21 protein-coding genes and 1 pseudogene are annotated in these 19,754 nt (G+C 50.7%); 20 read left to right on the top strand and 2 right to left on the bottom strand.

Annotated elements, in window-relative coordinates:
- Window positions 1-20: 20 nt before the first annotated feature.
- A complete protein-coding gene (locus LG52_RS16760; protein WP_044732805.1) occupies window positions 21-602 on the top strand; it encodes a chromate transporter in 582 nt (193 codons plus the stop codon).
- Window positions 599-1,132: a chromate transporter gene (locus LG52_RS16755; RefSeq protein WP_044732804.1), complete on the top strand. Its 534-nt coding sequence runs from the start codon at window positions 599-601 to the stop codon at window positions 1,130-1,132. The genes LG52_RS16760 and LG52_RS16755 overlap by 4 nt, the downstream gene beginning before the upstream one ends.
- Window positions 1,133-1,366: 234 nt before the next feature.
- On the opposite strand, the gene LG52_RS16745 is transcribed toward LG52_RS16755, so the two are convergent.
- Window positions 1,367-1,876, bottom strand: a complete 510-nt coding sequence (locus tag LG52_RS16745) for a BsuPI-related putative proteinase inhibitor (protein WP_044732802.1) — start codon at window positions 1,874-1,876, stop codon at window positions 1,367-1,369.
- Window positions 1,877-2,184: 308 nt separating this feature from the next.
- Between LG52_RS16745 and spoIIID the strand changes: the two genes are divergently transcribed.
- From spoIIID to LG52_RS16695, 10 genes are all read left to right on the top strand, one after another.
- Entirely contained in the window at window positions 2,185-2,448 is a 264-nt protein-coding gene (gene spoIIID / locus LG52_RS16740) for a sporulation transcriptional regulator SpoIIID (RefSeq protein WP_008880665.1), read from the top strand.
- Between the two features lie 106 nt (window positions 2,449-2,554).
- The gene (locus LG52_RS16735; protein WP_044732801.1) at window positions 2,555-3,556 is read left to right on the top strand and encodes a rod shape-determining protein; all 1,002 of its coding nucleotides are present in this window, start codon (window positions 2,555-2,557) and stop codon (window positions 3,554-3,556) included.
- A 310-nt stretch (window positions 3,557-3,866) separates the two neighbouring features.
- The gene (locus LG52_RS16730; RefSeq protein WP_044732800.1) at window positions 3,867-4,691 is read left to right on the top strand and encodes a flagellar hook-basal body protein; all 825 of its coding nucleotides are present in this window, start codon (window positions 3,867-3,869) and stop codon (window positions 4,689-4,691) included.
- Window positions 4,692-4,712: 21 nt separating this feature from the next.
- A complete protein-coding gene (locus LG52_RS16725) occupies window positions 4,713-5,534 on the top strand; it encodes a flagellar hook-basal body protein (RefSeq protein ID WP_044732799.1) in 822 nt (273 codons plus the stop codon).
- Window positions 5,535-5,545: 11 nt separating this feature from the next.
- Complete coding sequence (locus LG52_RS16720) at window positions 5,546-5,887, top strand: DNA-directed RNA polymerase subunit beta (protein WP_044732798.1); 342 nt, start codon at window positions 5,546-5,548, stop codon at window positions 5,885-5,887.
- 33 nt (window positions 5,888-5,920) lie between these two features.
- Window positions 5,921-6,358: a 3-hydroxyacyl-ACP dehydratase FabZ gene (gene fabZ, locus LG52_RS16715; protein WP_044732797.1), complete on the top strand. Its 438-nt coding sequence runs from the start codon at window positions 5,921-5,923 to the stop codon at window positions 6,356-6,358.
- Window positions 6,359-6,501: 143 nt separating this feature from the next.
- Window positions 6,502-6,873 carry a hypothetical protein gene (locus LG52_RS16710; RefSeq protein ID WP_044732796.1) on the top strand — a complete coding sequence of 124 codons (372 nt, stop codon included), beginning with the start codon at window positions 6,502-6,504 and terminating at the stop codon, window positions 6,871-6,873.
- A 153-nt stretch (window positions 6,874-7,026) separates the two neighbouring features.
- A complete protein-coding gene (locus tag LG52_RS16705) occupies window positions 7,027-7,770 on the top strand; it encodes a YveK family protein (RefSeq protein ID WP_044732795.1) in 744 nt (247 codons plus the stop codon).
- Window positions 7,760-8,458 carry a CpsD/CapB family tyrosine-protein kinase gene (locus LG52_RS16700; protein WP_044732794.1) on the top strand — a complete coding sequence of 233 codons (699 nt, stop codon included), beginning with the start codon at window positions 7,760-7,762 and terminating at the stop codon, window positions 8,456-8,458. Before LG52_RS16705 ends, LG52_RS16700 begins: the two co-directional genes overlap by 11 nt.
- Before the next feature lie 55 nt (window positions 8,459-8,513).
- A complete protein-coding gene (locus tag LG52_RS16695; protein WP_044732793.1) occupies window positions 8,514-9,299 on the top strand; it encodes an SGNH/GDSL hydrolase family protein in 786 nt (261 codons plus the stop codon).
- A gap of 31 nt (window positions 9,300-9,330) precedes the next feature.
- Here the strand turns inward: LG52_RS16695 and LG52_RS16690 are convergent, their stop codons facing one another.
- Window positions 9,331-10,272: a LytR family transcriptional regulator gene (locus tag LG52_RS16690; protein ID WP_044732774.1), complete on the bottom strand. Its 942-nt coding sequence runs from the start codon at window positions 10,270-10,272 to the stop codon at window positions 9,331-9,333.
- 253 nt (window positions 10,273-10,525) lie between these two features.
- Here LG52_RS16690 and LG52_RS16685 point away from each other — a divergent pair, with 253 nt between their 5' ends.
- The 8 genes and pseudogenes from LG52_RS16685 (at window position 10,526) to LG52_RS16650 (ending at window position 19,741) form a co-directional block, all read left to right on the top strand.
- Window positions 10,526-11,293, top strand: coding sequence for a tyrosine-protein phosphatase (locus LG52_RS16685; RefSeq protein WP_044732792.1), 768 nt, complete (start codon window positions 10,526-10,528; stop codon window positions 11,291-11,293).
- Window positions 11,294-11,598: 305 nt separating this feature from the next.
- A pseudogene (locus LG52_RS16680) lies at window positions 11,599-12,195 on the top strand (hypothetical protein).
- 391 nt (window positions 12,196-12,586) lie between these two features.
- Window positions 12,587-13,723, top strand: coding sequence for an IS110-like element ISGka2 family transposase (locus LG52_RS16675; RefSeq protein ID WP_044732791.1), 1,137 nt, complete (start codon window positions 12,587-12,589; stop codon window positions 13,721-13,723).
- 418 nt (window positions 13,724-14,141) lie between these two features.
- On the top strand, window positions 14,142-15,278 hold the full coding sequence (locus LG52_RS16670) for an IS110-like element ISGka2 family transposase (protein ID WP_044731162.1): 1,137 nt from the start codon (window positions 14,142-14,144) through the stop codon (window positions 15,276-15,278).
- A gap of 133 nt (window positions 15,279-15,411) precedes the next feature.
- The gene (galU, locus tag LG52_RS16665; RefSeq protein WP_044733332.1) at window positions 15,412-16,308 is read left to right on the top strand and encodes a UTP--glucose-1-phosphate uridylyltransferase GalU; all 897 of its coding nucleotides are present in this window, start codon (window positions 15,412-15,414) and stop codon (window positions 16,306-16,308) included.
- 54 nt (window positions 16,309-16,362) lie between these two features.
- Window positions 16,363-18,183: a polysaccharide biosynthesis protein gene (locus LG52_RS16660; RefSeq protein ID WP_044732790.1), complete on the top strand. Its 1,821-nt coding sequence runs from the start codon at window positions 16,363-16,365 to the stop codon at window positions 18,181-18,183.
- A 61-nt stretch (window positions 18,184-18,244) separates the two neighbouring features.
- Window positions 18,245-18,877, top strand: coding sequence for a sugar transferase (locus LG52_RS16655; protein WP_075261928.1), 633 nt, complete (start codon window positions 18,245-18,247; stop codon window positions 18,875-18,877).
- Window positions 18,878-19,741, top strand: coding sequence for an NAD-dependent epimerase/dehydratase family protein (locus LG52_RS16650; RefSeq protein WP_044732789.1), 864 nt, complete (start codon window positions 18,878-18,880; stop codon window positions 19,739-19,741).
- Window positions 19,742-19,754: the final 13 nt, after the last annotated feature.

Genomic DNA, 19,754 nt, shown 5'->3' with positions numbered 1-19,754 from the left:
GCGATAAAGGGATGACTTCGATGAACCAATGGCATTTATTTCTCGCTTTTTTCCGCGTCGGCATGCTTGGGTACGGGGGCGGTCCGTCTTCGATCCCGCTCGTGCGCGCTGAAGTGGTGACGAAATACCGCTGGATGACCGATGAAGAATTCGCAGAGATTTTGGCCATCGCCAACGCTTTGCCCGGCCCGATCGCCACGAAGCTTGCCGGCTATATCGGCTACCGTGTCGGCGGCGCACTTGGTTTAGTGAACGCCGTGTTGGCGACGACCGCCCCGACGGTCGTGTTGATGATCGTGCTGTTGGCCGCCTTATCCTCGTTTAAAGACACACCATGGGTCGCTGGGATGACGAAAGCGGTCGTGCCGGTCGTGGCTGTCATGCTCGCCGAGATGACGTGGCAGTTCGCCAAACAGGCGCGCGCCGCCCTCGGCTGGCGGCCGGCCGCCCTGCTCCTTCTTGCCTGCTTTTTGGCCTTGCAGTGGCTCGGCCTCCACCCGGCGCTTGTGGTCGCAGTGTTGCTTGCGGCGGCGTTTGTCGGCCGAAGCAAGCCAAAGGCGGAGGATAGAGACAAAGGCGGAGAAAGGAGGGCGTCGTCATGATCTATTGGCAGCTGTTTCTCGCCTTTTTTTGGCCTGGCATTCTCGGCTACGGCGGCGGCCCGGCTTCCATTCCGCTCATCGAGCACGAAGTCGTTGACCGCTACGGCTGGATGACGGTCAACGAGTTCAGCGAAGTGCTGGCGCTTGGCAACTCTCTTCCCGGCCCCATTGCGACGAAAATGGCCGGCTATATCGGATACGAACAGGCTGGCGTCCTTGGCGCTATTGTCGCAGTGTTTGCCAGCGTCGCTCCGTCGCTTGTTTTGCTGCTGGCGCTCTTGCAACTGTTGTACAAATGGAAAGACGCGCCGCAAGTGAAGCGGCTTACCGCCTATATCCGCCCAGCGATCGCCGTGATGCTTGCACTCATGGCCATCGACTTTTTCCGTGAGTCGTATGAAGGGGCCGGGCTCGGCCAAACGGTGCTTCTTGCCGCCGCCAGCGCCTTTTTGATGTTTGGCAAATGGCGCCTGCACCCGGCGTACGTCATCGCCTTATCGCTTGTGTACGGGGCCGTCTTCTTGTCGTAATATTCCGGCGCGCCATAGGGTGTCCCACAAACGCAACGGGGCGCCCTTTTTTGATCGCCGTATATACGCGCGAAACACCTTCACATGCATTTTCCGCGAAGAAAGAACGATCGTTTGAATCGGCCCCTCTTTTTGCGATAACGCAGGCAAGAAAGCGCAACGAAGGAAACGATTTCAATCGGAAACAGCACCGGACGGTGGACGCGCCTGCCGTCGTGAAAACGAACAGCGCCTTCACTCGACCGTAAACGTCACTTTCGCTCTTGCATTCGGCCAATTTCGGTCAGCGAGCCACCACTCGAGCGCATACTCTCCTGGCTCCAAGCCGCGGAACGTCTCTTGAAATGACAGTTCTTCCCCCGGCTTTAACGTCCGTTCTTCATAAATCTGGGTAAACATTTTCCCTTCGCTGAACTGCTTCACCTTCTGTCCGTCGCGATACAAGATGTAATCGTATTTTTTTCCGCTCGTAAATGTCACCGTTTGCACGCGTTCGGTTTGGTTTTTCACTGTGAATGTAAACACATAGGCGCCGTTTTCCTTCTCATATCTCAATGATGGCTCAAGCGTCCCAGCAATGATTCCTTTTCCCCCCGCTTGGGCCGGTTTGCCCGCCGGAGCGGGGCCAAGCAAATCGTCTTTCACCTGCGGCCGATCACTGCCGTTTGTGTACATGAACAACGCACTCACCGCTGCTGCTCCCACGAGTGCCGCAATGATGCCGAGCGTCTTTCCTTTTCCCATTCTCGCTCCTCCTTTGGCTTTTCTATATTATAGTCGTTTCCCATTTCCTCTTCGTTACAACCGGCAAAAAACTGTGAAAAAACCGTTGTCCTCCTTGATATTTCTGGTATATATACCCGATTTGTCTAATAAAATGTTACAAATTGAACAGCAATGAGAGTGGTTGAGGTGGGGATCGTTCACAACCGGCAAGCGACGCGATGAAGACGCTTCTAAGACATCCAGCGAAAGCGGCGCTCATCATTGGCAAGACGAGTCTCATTTCACACTTCTCACTTCTCACATCCAACTTAGGGAGGGCGAGTGGTGTGCACGATTACATCAAAGAGCGTACGATCAAGATTGGCAAGTATATCGTGGAGACGAGGAAAACCGTTCGCGTCATCGCGAAAGAATTTGGCGTATCCAAAAGCACCGTGCATAAAGACTTGACCGAGCGGCTGCCGGAAATCAACCCGGAGCTGGCCCAAGAAGTCAAACAAATTCTCGATTACCATAAATCGATCCGCCATTTGCGCGGCGGGGAGGCAACGAAGAAAAAGTATAAAAAGCAGGCAGTGAAAAACAACTGACTTTTTCCTTGCCATCTGCCGTTTGCAGTATCATTCCGGCAAGCAAATATGATAAAATAAACAATTAGGAATGATTTTAAGGCAGAGGCAAGGAGGAGCAAGCCATATGTTTTCACGAGACATCGGCATTGACCTAGGCACGGCGAACGTCCTCATTTTCGTCAAAGGCAAAGGCATCGTGCTCAATGAGCCGTCCGTCGTGGCGATCGATAAACATACGAACAAAGTGCTGGCAGTCGGCGAAGAAGCACGACGAATGGTCGGACGTACTCCTGGGAATATTGTTGCCATTCGGCCGCTCAAAGACGGCGTCATCGCCGATTTTGACATTACCGAAGCGATGCTGAAGCATTTCTTAAGCAAGCTCGACCTAAAAGGCTTTTTCGCCAAACCGCGCATTTTGATTTGTTGCCCGACGAACACAACATCCGTGGAACGGAAAGCGATCAAAGAGGCAGCGGAAAAAAGCGGCGGCAAAAAAGTGTACTTGGAGGAAGAGCCGAAAGTCGCAGCCATTGGCGCCGGAATGGACATTTTTCAGCCGTGCGGAAACATGGTCGTCGATATTGGCGGTGGCACGACCGACGTGGCGGTTCTCTCGATGGGAGACATTGTCACCGCCTCTTCCATTAAAATGGCTGGGGACAAGTTCGACATGGAAATTTTAAACTACATCAAGCGCGAATATAAGCTGCTCATCGGGGAGCGAACGGCCGAGGAAATCAAAATTAAAGTCGCAACGGTATTCCCAGGCGCACGATCCGAAGAAATCGACGTCCGCGGCCGCGATCTTGTCACCGGGCTGCCGCGCACGATCACCATCCGGTCGGAGGAGATCGAACGAGCGCTGCGCGAGCCGGTGTCGCTCATTGTACAAGCCGCGAAAAGCGTGCTTGAGCGCACCCCGCCGGAATTGTCGGCGGATATTATCGACCGCGGCGTCATTTTGACAGGGGGCGGGGCACTCTTGCACGGCATCGACCTGCTTTTAGCGGAAGAGTTGAAACTGCCGGTGTTCGTCGCCGAAAACCCGATGGACTGCGTCGCCCTTGGCACCGGGATTATGCTGGAAAACATCGATCGGGCGCCGAAATCGCAGCTGATTTAAAACGCCGGCGGTGAAATGGTGAACGCCCTTCCGCAAGGAGATTGTTCACATTGATCAACCTTATGGAGCCAACTTTTTGGTGCATTCGGGCGCAGACCGCTTTAGAAGAACGTTGCCTTCTCATTGCGTGGTGGAATTCGTCATAAAAGTGAAAACGGCTGCCGCTGGGACAAGCGTTGCGGACAAAAAAGGAACGGCTGGGGATGCCGCGGCTGCCTCCGTCCGCTTATAACGGGAAGGAGTGGAGCGGTTAGCCCGCCTGCCGTCTGCTTGGCATTTATTGACTGATCGGACAAGAGAGGTGCTGGTCATGCTAAGAGGGTTGTATACCGCCGCGAGCGGCATGTTGGCGCAAGAGCGGCGCGTCGATTGGTTGACGAACAATCTAGCGAACGCCGAAACACCGGGATACAAAGCTGATGCGGCTGCCATGAGGGCGTTTCCGGAACTGCTGATGAGCCGCCTCGAGGATCAACCGGCCGCCCCAAGGCGCGCCATCCCGACGCGAACGGTGATTGGACCGCTTAACACGGGCGTCTATATGCAAGAGCTCATCCCGAATTTCCGCCAAGGGGATGTGAAAGAAACCGGTTTGGCGACCGATATCGCCCTTGTGGACGGACAAGTCCCCGTCGATCCGGCGAGCGGGCAGCGCGGCGCGCTGTTTTTTGCCATCGAAACGGGCGAGGGCGAAGTCCGCTACACGAGAAACGGCCATTTCACCTTGAGCCCGGACGGCTACTTGACGACGCAAGAGGGCTGGTATGTGCTTGATGACAACGGCAGGCGCATTCCGCTTTCAAGCGAGCGGTTTTCTGTTCGCGACGACGGAACGATCATCGATGAGAATGGGACGGCCGCCCGTCTCGGCGTCGTATTCGCCGCCAACCCGCAAGCGTTGGTGAAGGAAGGAAACGGTTTATTCCGCAGCACGATAGGCCTGCTGCCGCAGGCGCCCGGCAATGCGACGTATACGCTGAAACAGCGTTTTCTTGAAAGATCAAACGTCGACATCGAGCGGACGATGACCGATTTGCTCGCCGCTTACCGCACGTTTGAAGCAAACCAAAAAATCGTCCAAGCGTACGACCGCAGCTTGGATAAGGCCGTCAACGAAGTCGGCCGCCTGAAATGATGACAAAAGGAGGACAAGCCCGTGCTTCGCTCGATGCTCACCGCCGCCAACACGATGAACGCTTTGCAAGAGCGGCTTGATACGATCAGCCATAACATCGCCAACAGCAACACCGTCGGCTTTAAACGGCGCGAAGCGAGCTTTGCCGAGCTCTTGACCCAACAAATCGACCGCCTGCCGAACGACGAAGCGCCCCGGCAAACGCCGGCGGGCGTGCGCTATGGCAACGGGGCGCGTCTCGCTTCGACGATGCTCATCCTCGCACAAGGCGCCCTTGTCGAGACCGGACGCCGCTTGGATTTTGCTTTGACGGCCGAGAACCAATGGTTCCGCGTCCGTCTGACCGATCAAAATGGAGCGGAAACGATCGGCTACACCCGCGCCGGCAACTTTTATATCACGCCGATGGATGGGCGCCTCGCCCTTGTCACGAGCGATGGCCGCCCGGTGCTCGATGAAGCGAACGAGCCCATCGAGCTTCCCGCCGGAGCAACCGGTTTTCAGCTGTCCCCTACCGGGACGCTGACGGCAGTTGATGCCGCAGGACGCGTCGTCGCCCGCGTCAACCTTGGCGTCACGGCCATTGACCGCCCGCAGCTTTTGGAAGCGCAAGGCGACAACGTCTTTACCTTGCCAGCCGTTCCCGGCGCTGCACGGGAGCTCAACGGCAACTTGCGCGGTCAAATCAGCGTCAAGCAAGGCGCCTTGGAACAGTCGAACGTCGACCTTGGCGAGGAAATGGTCGGCCTGATGGCGACAAGCCGAGCGTATCAGCTGAACGCCCGCGCCATTTCCATATCTGAACAAATGCTCGGGCTGATTAACGGCATGCGCTCCTCATAAGGAGGATCGCTATGAGTGATGAGAGGCATCAAGAACGTATGCACTCGCCGTCTTCGCGGATGGCGAGGCGGAAAGGCCGAGTGAAAAAGAGCCCGCCGGCTCCCGCCGAACCAGAAGCCAAAGCCCTTCCGCCGGAAGGGGAGGCGGCCGCGCCGCGCCGGTTCGTCCGCACCCGGCTCATCCCGATCTGGCTTCGGCTGATCTTCGTGATCGTCTTGATGGCCGCAAGCCTCGCCGCCGGCGCGGTCGTCGGCTACAGCGCCATCGGTGATGGGAAGCCGCTCGATGTATTCCGCCCGTCCACGTGGAAGCACATCATCGATATCGTCGAGAAAGGAACGGACCGCGGCTGATTAAGCCGCCAAACGAGAGAAAGGAGTTTGCCCATGCTTGACATCCAGCAAATCCAGTCCATCATCCCGCACCGCTATCCGTTTTTGCTTGTTGACCGCATCGTCGAAATCGAAGAAGGGAAGCGCGCCGTCGGCATCAAAAACGTGAGCGCCAACGAATCATTTTTCGCCGGCCACTTCCCTAAATACCCGGTCATGCCCGGCGTGTTGATCGTCGAAGCGCTCGCCCAAGTCGGCGCCGTCGTCCTCCTGCAAAGCGAGGAAAACCGAGGCCGCCTCGCCTTTTTCGCCGGCATCGACAACTGCCGCTTTAAAAAACAAGTCAAACCGGGCGACCAAATTCGCCTTGAAGTCGAGATCCTCCGCGCCCGCGGCGCCATCGGCAAAGGCAAAGGCGTCGCTACCGTCGACAGTGAGCTCGTCTGCGAAACGGAGTTGATGTTCGCTCTTGGCGACAAACCAGCTGACTGAACAAAACGCGTTCCTTTGGGGAGCGCGTTTTTTCTTGTCGGCTGCGCTATATAGCGAACGAATGAAAAGTTTCTTTCTGGGAAAGATAAACAAGGACCGGCCTTACATAAGGTCACAACAACAAACAGAAAGGAGCAGATAGGATGAAGAAAAAAGCGCTGTTGATCCGGTTGTTCAGCGCCTTCGTCGCCCTCTTTTTAGCGGCTGGATGCAATATGAACCGCGATAACAACAATCCACCGCCGCCGAACAACAATCAAAACGATGTCAACGATCAAGACATGAACCCGGCCGATGACATCAACCAAAACGATAATGTCGACAACGACAAAGACAATGACGGCATCCCGGACACCCGCGATACCGATCTGAACGACAACCAAAACAACCAACTCCCGCCGGGAGACGACACGAACAACGGACCGGGTGACGATGAGCGTGACGCAGTTCCGGACCGCGAAGACCCGATTGAAGACCCGCGAGACGCCAACGACAAAGACAACAAAGACGAATAACGCAGACAAAGGCTGCCTTCTAAGGCGGCCTATTTTTGTTTGGCCAAAATTAGTACTGATTTCGGCTAGATATGTCTGTTTATATCCGCTATAATGGGAATGTCCATCGATTGTCGAAAGATGCGGATAGGAGATCATAGGGGGGGGGACACAATGGAAGAAACGATCAGCTTGCGCGAGCTGTTCGACATATTGCGCAAACGGCTTTGGCTCATTGTCTTGATCACGGCACTGGCCACCGTTGTGAGCGGTGCGGTCAGCTATTTTGTCTTGACGCCGATTTATCAAGCGTCAACGCAAATTCTCGTCAACCAGGCGAAATCGGAGCAGCAGCTTTACAACTTCAACGAAATCCAAACGAACGTGCAGCTCATTAACACGTACAGCGTCATCATCAAAAGCCCGGCGATTTTGGAAAAAGTCAAAAACGAGCTCCGTCTCGACCGGACGCTCGATGAACTAAACGAACAAATTCAGGTGTCAAGCGAGAAAGACTCGCAAGTGTTCTCCGTCATCGTCCAAGACCCAGATCCCGCCATGGCGGCCAAGATCGCCAACAAGACGGCCGAAGTGTTCAAAAACGAAATCGTCAAAATCATGAACATCGACAACGTTACGATTCTTTCCAAAGCGGAAGTGAAAGAACATCAAGCCCCGGTCAAACCGAAGCCGCTTCTCAATATGGCCATCGCCTTTGTCGTCGGTTTGATGACTGGTGTAGGACTTGCCTTCCTGCTTGAGTATTTGGACAACACGATCAAAACGGAAGAGGACGTCGAAAAACATCTTGGTTTGCCGGTGCTTGGTTCGATCAGCATCATATCTCCGCAGGCAGCAAACACGACAAGAACAGCCATGAGTATGCAACGAGCAAGGAGGGAGACCATTGGCCGTTAGTAACCGTAAAAAATTTCAAAAGGCAGAACGAAGCTTGATCGCCTTTGATGATCCAAAATCCTCAATTTCCGAACAATACCGGACAATTCGAACGAACATTGAATTTTCTTTCATCGATGAACCGCTGCGGTCACTGATGGTCACCTCTTCCGCTCCATCGGAGGGAAAATCGACAACTGCCGCTAACTTGGCTGTTGTGTTCGCACAACAAGGGAAAAAGGTGTTGCTCGTTGACGCCGATTTGCGCAAACCAACAGTGCATTACACGTTCCGCTTAAACAACTACGCTGGGCTGACAAGTGTGCTGACAAGCGCCTCTTCGCTGTCATCTACCTTGCAAGGGACGGCCGTTGAAAACTTAACGGTATTGACAGCTGGGCCGATCCCGCCAAATCCAGCGGAATTGCTCAGTTCCAGAATAATGGACCGCCTCTTGCACGAACTGCAAGAGATGTACGACCTTGTCCTCTTTGATACTCCACCAGTGTTGGCAGTCACTGATGCGCAAATTTTAGCGAACAAATGTGACGGCACGGTGTTGGTCGTTGCCAGCGGCAAGACAGAAATCGCTGCCGCCGCTAAGGCGAAAGAACTGCTTGAAGCCGCTAATGCGAAACTGGTCGGCGTAGTTTTGAACCAACGAAAGCAACGCGGCGGCAGCGGCTATTACTATTATCAATACAAATAACAGACGGCTTCCCCCGCGGGAAGCCGTTTATATAGCCAAGGAGGGGGAGGAACTGTTGAGAAATTTCATTCTCATCCTTTTCGTCGCCGCTGCTTGTCTTGCCTTCATGATAACCGGGCACTTGTACTGGGAACGAAAAATCGACGCCACCGTGCAAGCGGCACGGATGAAAATCGACGCATCGGCCAACCAGGAAGAAGCGCCAAGCCGGGCTGAGGAAATCCTCGCCCGCGCTAAACAGCTGCCAGCGGCCGCGCAAGCCGCCATCAAGAGGGCTGTTGAAGAAAACCGCCCGATCCGCTTCGTCATCGCTGGCTCGGAATCGACGCCGGAGACGGGCGGCTGGCCTGAATTATTGAAGCGAGCGTTAGATGACGCGTATGGGAAAGGGGCGTTCCACATCACTGTCCACGAATACGACGGCTTGACGACCGCCGACGCCGACGAGAAGCGCATCGCCGCCGACTGGGCCAAGGACAAGCCGGATCTTGTCCTGCTTGAACCGTTTTTGTTAAACGACAACGGCGTCGTGACGATCGACGACAGCCTCGCCCATATCAAATCAATCATCAGTCAACTTACATCCGCGGCCCCGGATGCGGCCGTGATCTTGCAGCCGCCGAATCCGATTTATAGCGCGACGTATTATCCGCGCCAAGTCGAACGGCTCGAAGCGTTCGCCAAAGAGAACGGTTATCCTTATATCAACCATTGGCCCGCCTGGCCGGATGCAAACAGCGAGGAACTGAACCGTTGCGTCGACCCGCAAACCGACTTGCCGACCGCGGAAGGGGCCAAGCTTTGGGCCGACGCGCTCGCCAAGCACTTCATCGCCCAATGAAAACGCGCACCTCTTAAGGTGCGCGTCTCATTTACTTCACCGCCGTCGCTTTCAGCTCCAGGTGCTCTTTCAACTCGTTCGAAATCGCCAGCCGTTCGCTTTCCGGCACGATCAAGTAATAAATGCCGTTGATTTTCGTCCCTTGGCCGGTGATGTGGAGCTGTTTGATCTGTTTGCGGGCGTCTTTGTAATTCGTTTGAATATCTTTCATTTCCTCAAACGTCAAGTTCGTTTTCACGTTTTTCCCGATGGCGGCGAGCACGTCGCTGTAGTTCGTTAGCGACGAGAAGCTTGCGCCTTTCTCGATAATCGCCTGAATGATTTGCTTCTGCCGGTCCTGGCGCCCGAAATCGCCGCGCGGATCTTCTTTCCGCATGCGCGAATATTTCAGCGCTTCGTCCCCGTTTAATGTAATCTCGCCTTTCGGGAAGTGCGTTCCTTCATACGTAAAAGCGAATGGATTGTTCACCGTCACCCCGCCGACGGCATCGACGATGTCGCGGAAGCTTTCCATGTTGACCTTAATGTAATAGTCAATCGGGATATCTAAAAAGTGTTCCACCGTCGCCATCGTCATCTCCACTCCGCCAAAGGCGTACGAGTGGTTGATTTTATCTTCCGTCCCTTTTCCGATAATCTCCGTTCTCGTGTCGCGCGGAACGCTGATCATCTCAATCGACTGTTTGTTTGGATTGACTGTCATGACGATCAGCGAGTCCGCACGCCCGCGATCCCCTTTGCGTTCGTCGACACCAATCAACAAAATCGAAATCGGCGTCTTCCGCTCAAATGAAACGTCTTCCTGACGTTTCTTTGACTTCCAGTTTACGTCTTCGTGCATTTGGTTCGCCGTCTGTTTCACATTATGATAAATAGAATAGGCGAATATTCCCGCTCCAGCGAATAGTACAACGAACACTCCCACCATCCAGCGGAGCCATTTTTTCTTCTTTTTTCGACGTTCTGCTCTCATCTTCAACCTTCCTTCGGCTGTAAAATCCATCACTATGATTATAGTTTGTTTTTCCGGAAGGGACAACTAAAAGCAATGTATGAGCAGATCCACTTTTGGCCAATCATGTCCGCCAAACTGCCAACAGGCAACAAATGGCGCCAGCAAAAAAGTTTTTTCGACAACAACCGACAAAAAACGCGATTGATATGACGAATCTCCTATGCTATGATTAATGATGTTCAAGATGTTGGAAAATAAGGGGGAGATGGAGATGATCGACATCCATAGCCACATCTTGCCGGGCGTTGATGACGGGGCAAAAACGATGGATGATGCCATTGCCATGGCAAAAGCAGCAGTAGACGAGGGCATTACAACGATCATCGCCACTCCCCATCACCATAACGGGAAATACGATAACCCGTCATCCCATGTCACCACCGCCGTCCGCCAGTTGAACGCACAGCTTGAACAACGCCATATTCCCTTGAAGGTACTTGCAGGTCAGGAAGTCCGCGTTCACGGCGATTTGTTGGACAACTGGGAGAAAGGCGACTTGTTGCCGCTTGGCGAGGAAACGCCGTACATATTGGTGGAATTCCCGTCCGACCATGTTCCGCGCTACGCGAACCAGTTGCTGTTTGAGATGCAGCTGAAAGGACTCACTCCTGTAATCGCCCATCCGGAACGAAACGCTGAAATCATCGAAAAACCAGATCGGCTGTACGAGCTCGTCCAAAAAGGCGTCCTTACCCAAGTGACTGCCGCCAGCGTGGCAGGTTGCTTCGGAAAAAATATCCAGAAGTTTTCAATGCAGTTGATCGAAGCGAACTGGGTGCACTTCATTGCCTCAGATGCTCATAATCTCACAAGCCGTTCTTTCCAAATGCGGGCGGCTTATGACACGATCGACTGCGAATTCGGCATTGATGCCGTCTATTTCTTCCAAGAAAACGCCGAACAGCTCGTTAACGGGCAAACTGTATACCGCGACGAGCCCGTGCGGATCAAAAAGAAAAAGTTTCTCGGCCTCTTTTAGGAAGATGCGCCTAAGCCGGATGGCTAGGCCAACTGTTTTAGGTTTTTGTTGACCTGTTTTTCGGTTTGGTCAACAAAACAGAAACAGCTTCCTTATCTTACTTTATCGGTGATGTCTCCTTACCGTTATCAATGGAGGCACTCGGCCATGCCGTGGGTGGGGACGATGACGGTCCTGCCACCTTAGACGCCCGTCGTCGAGGGTGTGGTGTGAGGGCGGGTTAGATGCCCGGTTTTTATCTATATTTTTGTTTATGCCTCTGTTGGACATGTTATAATGGGAGAAAAGGGAAAGGAGGGGGGAAGATGAGCCAAGAATTGAGAGATTTGCTGCGTTCGGTTTTAAAAGAAGAATTAGAACCGATTCGAGATAGGCTAGACCGTGTTGAGCAAACGCAGCAAAAATTAAGCAGCGATGTCGGACAAATTCAGAAGGATGTGGCCAGGCTGTAGCAAGGCCAGCAAGAACTGCGCAATGATGTAGCTCAATTGCAAAATAATGTATCTCAGCTCCAAAATGATGTCTCCCAACTTCAAAACGATGTTGCCCAGCTTCAACAAGGTCAACGGGCACTCCAGCAAGACGTTGCGCAACTTCAAGAAGGCCAGCGTGCGTTACAGCGCGATGTGGCACAACTGCAAATCGGCCAACAGAAATTAGAACACGATATGGCCGCCATGAAGCAAACGCTCGGAAATGTGGAGCGGACGCAAGAAAAGATCCTTGAGGAGCTTCGCATTTCGAAAAACAATCAAGGGCATATTTTGAATGATCTTACAAGCATGAAACAGTCCGTCGATGTAACTGTCGCGTATTTACAAAGACGGACAGATGTCATGTTTGATAAAATGATCGAACACGAAAGAGAGATTCTAAACTTAAAATCCCATTTGCAAAACTAAGTCCCAACAAAGGGGCTATTTTTATTCGATGCGCATCGACGTATGTTCTATTCATCCAATAGCCCATACGTCGGCGCGTATCGCAAATACATAAAGAAAAGAGGGGTTTTTCATTGAAAAGTTCCATGGGCAACGTTTTGCCCTCCACCCGGGCATGAAAATCCCCCTTTTCTTCCCATAATGAAGAGTAGGCGCAAACAGTTCAATAGGACGTTATACTTAATGGTGGCTTGGACCCTGTACGGAAAAGCGTTCGAATCCACTGGGTGCACCACCCATTGTCCGCCCTTTCCCGATGCGGAGGAAAGGTGACGACGAACGGAAAACTGCCGCATTTCTCCCGTGGATTCGCTGTTTGCGCACTCGATCATCGAACAGGAGGATTTTCATCATGGATGTCATCTATCCTCGCTGCGCAGGATGGGATGTTCATGCCGAAACCATCGTCGCCTGTGCGCTATGGGAAGAAGATGGACACATTCAAAAGGACATTCAAACCTTCTCCACGTTCTCGAAGGGACTTGGCGACCTGCTGGAGTGGCTCGAAGAACATGGCGTCACCCATGTCGCCATGGAATCCACCGGCGTGTATTGGAAACCGGTCTTCGCCTTCCTCGAGGGCTATGTCGACTTGACACTGGCCAATCCGCAACGGATCAAAAATGTCCCGGGAAGAAAAACCGATGTCTCTGACGCCGAGTGGATCGCCAAGCTGCTCCGCCATGGACTCGTTGAAAAAAGTTTCGTCCCCCCAGCGGATATTCGCGAATTGCGGGATTTTACCCGCCTCCGCAAAAAGTGGGTCGGACAGTTGAGTTCGGAGAAAAACCGGATTCAAAAAGTGCTCGAGTCTTCCAATGTCAAACTCGGCTCGGTCCTCTCCGATCTCTTCGGCGTTTCCGGAAAAGACATCCTTGCCCGGCTGCTGGAGAAGGGATACGTGGACAAGGACGAGCTGGATCAATGCCTGCGCGGAAGGCTCAAAAAGAAAAAGCAAGCGGTGTACGATTCGCTGCTGGGCACCTTGACCGAACACGAGCTCCGTCTCCTTCGCCTCTTGTGGAAACACGTTGAGGAATTGGAGCGGTTCATCGAAGAAGTCGACCAGCACATCGACCGCCTGCTCGAGCCGTATCGTGAGGAAGTCGAATTGCTGATGACCATGCCCGGAGTGAAAAAACAAACCGCCGCCGTCATCATCGCGGAGATGGGAACCGACATGAGCGTCTTTGAAACGCCGGAACGGGCGGCTTCATGGACGGGTTTGTCCCCCGGCAACCATGAAAGCGCCGGAAAGCGAAAGAGCACGCGCACGACAAAAGGCAATCCCCATCTCCGATCGGCGTTATGCGAGGCGGCATGGTCAGCAGCTCGATCTAAGACGCATCCCTTGTCCCGAAAGTTTTGGTCGTTGGCGGCCCGGTGCGGGAAGAAAAAAGCCCTCATCGCCATTGCTCGGCGGATGTTGGTGATCATCTTTTGCATGATCTCCCGCAAAGAGCCGTTCCGCCAACCACAACTTATTTAGTCTAGCCAAAAGGCAGACAGGTTATACGAGATGCCTAAAATCGGGCACCTCTGCTTTCCTATTGCCTTTTTTGGCCATTTTCAGTATACCCGCACGGATCAGGAGCGTATACCGCACTCACCAAGTGGTGGGGATTTTCACGGAAAAGTTCCATGGGCAACGTTTTGCCCTCCACCCGGGCATGAAAATCCCCCTTTTCTTCCCATAATGAAGAGTAGGCGCAAACAGTTCAATAGGACGTTATACTTAATGGTGGCTTGGACCCTGTACGGAAAAGCGTTCGAATCCACTGGGTGCACCACCCATTGTCCGCCCTTTCCCGATGCGGAGGAAAGGTGACGACGAACGGAAAACTGCCGCATTTCTCCCGTGGATTCGCTGTTTGCGCACTCGATCATCGAACAGGAGGATTTTCATCATGGATGTCATCTATCCTCGCTGCGCAGGATTGGATGTTCATGCCGAAACCATCGTCGCCTGTGCGCTATGGGAAGAAGATGGACACATTCAAAAGGACATTCAAACCTTCTCCACGTTCTCGAAGGGACTTGGCGACCTGCTGGAGTGGCTCGAAGAACATGGCGTCACCCATGTCGCCATGGAATCCACCGGCGTGTATTGGAAACCGGTCTTCGCCTTCCTCGAGGGCTATGTCGACTTGACACTGGCCAATCCGCAACGGATCAAAAATGTCCCGGGAAGAAAAACCGATGTCTCTGACGCCGAGTGGATCGCCAAGCTGCTCCGCCATGGACTCGTTGAAAAAAGTTTCGTCCCCCCCGCGGATATTCGCGAATTGCGGGATTTTACCCGCCTCCGCAAAAAGTGGGTCGGACAGTTGAGTTCGGAGAAAAACCGGATTCAAAAAGTGCTCGAGTCTTCCAATGTCAAACTCGGCTCGGTCCTCTCCGATCTCTTCGGCGTTTCCGGAAAAGACATCCTTGCCCGGCTGCTGGAGAAGGGATACGTGGACAAGGACGAGCTGGATCAATGCCTGCGCGGAAGGCTCAAAAAGAAAAAGCAAGCGGTGTACGATTCGCTGCTGGGCACCTTGACCGAACACGAGCTCCGTCTCCTTCGCCTCTTGTGGAAACACGTTGAGGAATTGGAGCGGTTCATCGAAGAAGTCGACCAGCACATCGACCGCCTGCTCGAGCCGTATCGTGAGGAAGTCGAATTGCTGATGACCATGCCCGGAGTGAAAAAACAAACCGCCGCCGTCATCATCGCGGAGATGGGAACCGACATGAGCGTCTTTGAAACGCCGGAACGGGCGGCTTCATGGACGGGTTTGTCCCCCGGCAACCATGAAAGCGCCGGAAAGCGAAAGAGCACGCGCACGACAAAAGGCAATCCCCATCTCCGATCGGCGTTATGCGAGGCGGCATGGTCAGCAGCTCGATCTAAGACGCATCCCTTGTCCCGAAAGTTTTGGTCGTTGGCGGCCCGGTGCGGGAAGAAAAAAGCCCTCATCGCCATTGCTCGGCGGATGTTGGTGATCATCTTTTGCATGATCTCCCGCAAAGAGCCGTTCCGCCAACCACAACTTATTTAGTCTAGCCAAAAGGCAGACAGGTTATACGAGATGCCTAAAATCGGGCACCTCTGCTTTCCTATTGCCTTTTTTGGCCATTTTCAGTATACCCGCACGGATCAGGAGCGTATACCGCACTCACCAAGTGGTGGGGATTTTCACGGAAAAAGTACGCAAAGCGATTATTCCCGCAGCGGGGCTCGGAACAAGATTTTTGCCGGCAACGAAAGCGATGCCGAAAGAAATGCTCCCGATTGTTGACAAGCCAACGATTCAATACATCGTCGAAGAAGCGATCGCATCCGGCATTGAAGATATTATCATCGTCACGGGGAAAGGAAAACGCGCGATCGAGGACCATTTCGACAACGCTTATGAACTGGAACAAATACTAATGAAACAAGGGAAACTAGACTTGCTGGAAAAAGTAAAAGAGCCATCAAAAGTCGATATTCACTACATCCGCCAAAAAGAACCGAAAGGACTCGGCCACGCCGTTTGGTGCGCCCGCAACTTTATCGGCGACGAACCGTTCGCTGTTCTTCTTGGCGATGACATCGTCCAAGCGGAAACACCGTGCTTAAAACAATTAATCGACCAATACGAGCAAACGTTCAGCTCGGTCATCGGCGTCAAACGAGTGCCTGAAAACGAAACACACCGCTACGGCATTATCGACCCGCTTGAACAACACGGACGCCGCTACCAAGTCCGCCAATTCGTCGAAAAACCAGCGCCAGGCACCGCGCCGTCCAACTTGGCGATCATGGGACGATACATACTCACACCGGAAATCTTCTTATTCCTTGAAAAACAAGAAGCCGGCGCTGGCGGCGAAATCCAGCTCACCGATGCGATTCAAAAGCTCAACGAAATCCAGCGCGTCTTCGCCTACGAATTCGAAGGAAAGCGCTACGACGTCGGCGAAAAGCTCGGATTTATCCAAACGACGATTGAGTTTGCGTTGCAGAATGAGGAGTTAAGGGACCATTTACTCGCATTTATGGAGAAAATTATTGCGGAAACAAAACAAAATACGAATGCATCATAACGAGCCATGGCGAACATGGCTCGTTATCTATTATACGAAGGGAGAAGCAGTGCGTTGGCATACCGAAAACGATTGACGTTTTTAATAATATTGGACTCATTAATCGTGCTAACGGCGATTTACGTTAGCTTGTTTACACTTTATCCGGGGATACAAATCTGGAAATACAAATCAGTTCTGTTATCGGCGTTAACGCTGCTTGTCAGCCATCATTCTTTTGCGTTTATATACCGTTTGTACCATAAAGCGTGGGAATACGCAAGCATCGGCGAATTAACGGCGATTATCAAGGCGGTCACCTTTTCGATTATCACAACGTCGGTTGTTCAGTTTGTGGTCTTTCAAGATATTTACGTCCGTGCGTTAATGATTACATGGATGCTTCATGTGATTCTCATCGGGGGATCGCGGTTTGTCTGGAGAGTGTTCCGCGACCGTTATATAAAACCAAACGCGAACAAGCGGCGGACGCTGATTATCGGAGCGGGCGCCGCGGGAACGATGGTCGCTCGGCAATTAGTGAACAATCCGGAAGCGGAACTAAAGCCAGTAGCGTTTATTGATGATGATCCCAATAAACAAAAATTACAGTTTTTTAACATTCCTGTGATGGGAACGACAAAAGATATTGAAGATGTGGTTCGCGCGTTGCGCATTGAACATATTATTATCGCGATTCCATCGTTGACAAAAAAGGAACTGAATCGCATTTTTGAACAGTGTGCGAAAACAAACGCGAAAACGCAAATTGTCCCAAAACTCGAAGATATCGTGACAGGGAAAGTATCGGTCAGCCAATTTCGCGATGTGCAAGTGGAAGACTTGCTTGGCCGCGAACCGGTCGAACTTGATATCGAAAGCATTTCCAGTTACATCGAAAACAAAGTCATTTTAGTCACAGGTGCTGGCGGTTCGATCGGATCGGAAATTTGCCGGCAAGTATGTCGGTTTAACCCGAAAAAAATCGTTCTTTTCGGTCATGGTGAAAACAGCATTTATCAAATTGATATGGAACTGCGCAATCAATATAAAGATCAAATTGAAATTGTTCCAGTGATCGGCGACATTCAAGACCGCGAGCGCATGTTTGAAGTGATGGAAGAACATAAGCCGGATGTCGTCTATCACGCAGCGGCGCACAAACACGTTCCGTTAATGGAATATAACCCGAAAGAAGCTGTCAAAAACAACATTTTCGGGACGAAAAACGTTGCCGAAGCGGCCGATACGTTTGGTGTCCAAACCTTTGTATTAATTTCGACTGACAAAGCAGTCAATCCAACCAATGTGATGGGCGCGACAAAACGCTTCGCGGAAATGATGATTCAACAATTGGACAAGCAGAGCAAGACAAAATTCGTCGCTGTCCGCTTCGGAAACGTCTTAGGAAGTCGAGGCAGTGTGATTCCATTATTTAAAAAGCAAATTCAAGAAGGTGGACCTGTCACCGTTACCCATCCGGATATGACGCGCTACTTTATGACGATTCCAGAAGCATCTCGGCTCGTCATCCAAGCCGGTGCACTTGCCAAAGGCGGCGAAATCTTTGTCCTTGACATGGGCGAACCAGTCAAAATCGTCGATCTCGCAAAAAACTTAATCAAACTATCCGGATACACCGTCGAAGAAATCGGCATCGAATTTACCGGCATCCGCCCGGGTGAAAAAATGTTTGAAGAACTGCTTAATGAGAATGAAGTGCATCCGGAGCAGGTGTTTCCGAAAATATTTATTGGGAAAGCGACGGCGGTGGACGAAAAAATTCTTCGTGACTTTATGGAAGAGTTTGAAGAGATGGATAAAGAAAAGGTTAGGGAAAGATTGTTGGGGATTGCAAACGGAAGGATTGGGTTGGAACGTTCTATAGCACAGTAACGCGATAGCATAAAAAATTTTCCTTAAATAGTTTTGAAATTGTAAGGAGGAGGGGAGTTTAGTGTATAGAAAATACGTTAAAAGAATAATAGATTTTACGTTATCATTCATTGCAATGATTGTACTTTGGCCTTTTTTTCTTATTATTGCAATTTTAATAAAGTTAGATTCAAAAGGACCTGTATTTTTTAAACAAAAGCGTGTTGGTAAAAATAAAAAGCATTTTTATATTTTAAAGTTCAGAACGATGATAACTGATGCACCTAAGGATATGCCCACTCATATGCTAAGTAACCCCGAAATGTTTATAACTAGAGTTGGTAGATTTCTTAGAAAATCAAGCCTAGATGAATTGCCTCAAATAATAAATATTCTAAAAGGTGAAATGAGTATTATTGGTCCAAGACCAGCTCTATGGAATCAATACGATTTGATTGAAGAACGTGACAAATATGGCGCAAATGACGTTATGCCCGGACTTACAGGATGGGCACAGGTAAACGGCAGGGATGAACTTCCTATTGCTGAAAAGGCAAAGCTTGATGGCGAGTATGTTAAAAATATGTCGTTACTTTTCGATTTAAAAATATTTTTTATGACTATAAAAAGTGTGCTCAAAGCTGAAGGTGTCAAAGAAGGGTTAAACAATGTTAGTGAACAAACCTCCAATACGAACAAAGGAGTTAGTTCATAGATGGGTAAAAAGAGGATTTTGATAACAGGCCAAGGTAGTTATATAGGAACAAATTTTGAAAAATGGGTTAGCAAATGGCCAGATAAATATGACGTTGAAAAAATTTCTGTTCGAAATGACGGGTGGAAACAAAAAAATTTCTCTAAATATGATGTAGTCTTACATGTAGCTGGAATAGCACATGTTTCAGCAGATCCTAAAATGGAACAACTGTATTACAAGATTAATAGAGATTTGGCAATTGATGTTGCGGAAAAAGCAAAAAAGGAAAATGTTAAACAGTTTATTTTTATGAGCAGTATAATAATTTATGGGGCAGATGGTAGAGTGGGGGAAAATAAAATTATTAATGCTGAAACAGAGCCAAATCCGATTGATTTTTACGGAAGAAGTAAACTTGAAGCAGATTTGGCTATACAGAAATTAAATAGTGAGAAATTCAAAACAGTAATAGTAAGAACTCCAATGGTTTATGGACCTAACTGTAAAGGAAATTTTCCTAGACTAAAGATGCTAGCTAGAAAATGTCCTATTTTTCCTGATATAAATAACCAAAGAAGTATGATATTTATTGAAAATCTATGTGAGTTTTTAAGAATAGTTATTGATAAGGAACTAAGTGGTATATTTTTTCCACAAAACAAGGAATATGTAAGTACAAAGGATATAATAGATCTTATGGCTAAGAATATGGGGAAAAAAATTTATTTCGTTAAGCTGTTTAATCCTGTAATAAGAACAATGTCAAAAAAGATAAATATTATTAATAAGGTTTTAGGAAATAAAGTATATGATAAGCGAATAACTCCTAATTTCGATTATTGTGTTGTTGATTTTGAAACTTCTATAAAAAGGAGCATGTAATTGGGTGAGTACA

Origin of the sequence: Geobacillus kaustophilus, from assembly GCF_000948285.1 — a bacterium.
GTDB lineage: Bacteria > Bacillota > Bacilli > Bacillales > Anoxybacillaceae > Geobacillus > Geobacillus thermoleovorans_A.
The sequence above is the reverse complement of the archived record's forward strand: the minus strand, read 5'-3'. Positions and strand labels throughout refer to the sequence as shown.

Bases quoted from the DNA above. Each gene is read 5' to 3' on its own strand.
- LG52_RS16730 (WP_044732800.1), top strand. From the start codon at position 3,867: ATGCTAAGAGGGTTGTATACCGCCGCGAGCGGCATGTTGGCGCAAGAG.
- LG52_RS16720 (WP_044732798.1), top strand. From the start codon at position 5,546: ATGAGTGATGAGAGGCATCAAGAACGTATGCACTCGCCGTCTTCGCGG.
- LG52_RS16670 (WP_044731162.1), top strand. From the start codon at position 14,142: ATGGATGTCATCTATCCTCGCTGCGCAGGATTGGATGTTCATGCCGAA.
- LG52_RS16685 (WP_044732792.1), top strand. From the start codon at position 10,526: ATGATCGACATCCATAGCCACATCTTGCCGGGCGTTGATGACGGGGCA.
- LG52_RS16735 (WP_044732801.1), top strand. From the start codon at position 2,555: ATGTTTTCACGAGACATCGGCATTGACCTAGGCACGGCGAACGTCCTC.
- LG52_RS16760 (WP_044732805.1), top strand. From the start codon at position 21: ATGAACCAATGGCATTTATTTCTCGCTTTTTTCCGCGTCGGCATGCTT.
- LG52_RS16745 (WP_044732802.1), bottom strand. From the start codon at position 1,876: ATGGGAAAAGGAAAGACGCTCGGCATCATTGCGGCACTCGTGGGAGCA.
- LG52_RS16690 (WP_044732774.1), bottom strand. From the start codon at position 10,272: ATGAGAGCAGAACGTCGAAAAAAGAAGAAAAAATGGCTCCGCTGGATG.
- LG52_RS16675 (WP_044732791.1), top strand. From the start codon at position 12,587: ATGGATGTCATCTATCCTCGCTGCGCAGGATGGGATGTTCATGCCGAA.
- fabZ (WP_044732797.1), top strand. From the start codon at position 5,921: ATGCTTGACATCCAGCAAATCCAGTCCATCATCCCGCACCGCTATCCG.
- LG52_RS16705 (WP_044732795.1), top strand. From the start codon at position 7,027: ATGGAAGAAACGATCAGCTTGCGCGAGCTGTTCGACATATTGCGCAAA.
- LG52_RS16755 (WP_044732804.1), top strand. From the start codon at position 599: ATGATCTATTGGCAGCTGTTTCTCGCCTTTTTTTGGCCTGGCATTCTC.
- LG52_RS16650 (WP_044732789.1), top strand. From the start codon at position 18,878: ATGGGTAAAAAGAGGATTTTGATAACAGGCCAAGGTAGTTATATAGGA.
- LG52_RS16710 (WP_044732796.1), top strand. From the start codon at position 6,502: ATGAAGAAAAAAGCGCTGTTGATCCGGTTGTTCAGCGCCTTCGTCGCC.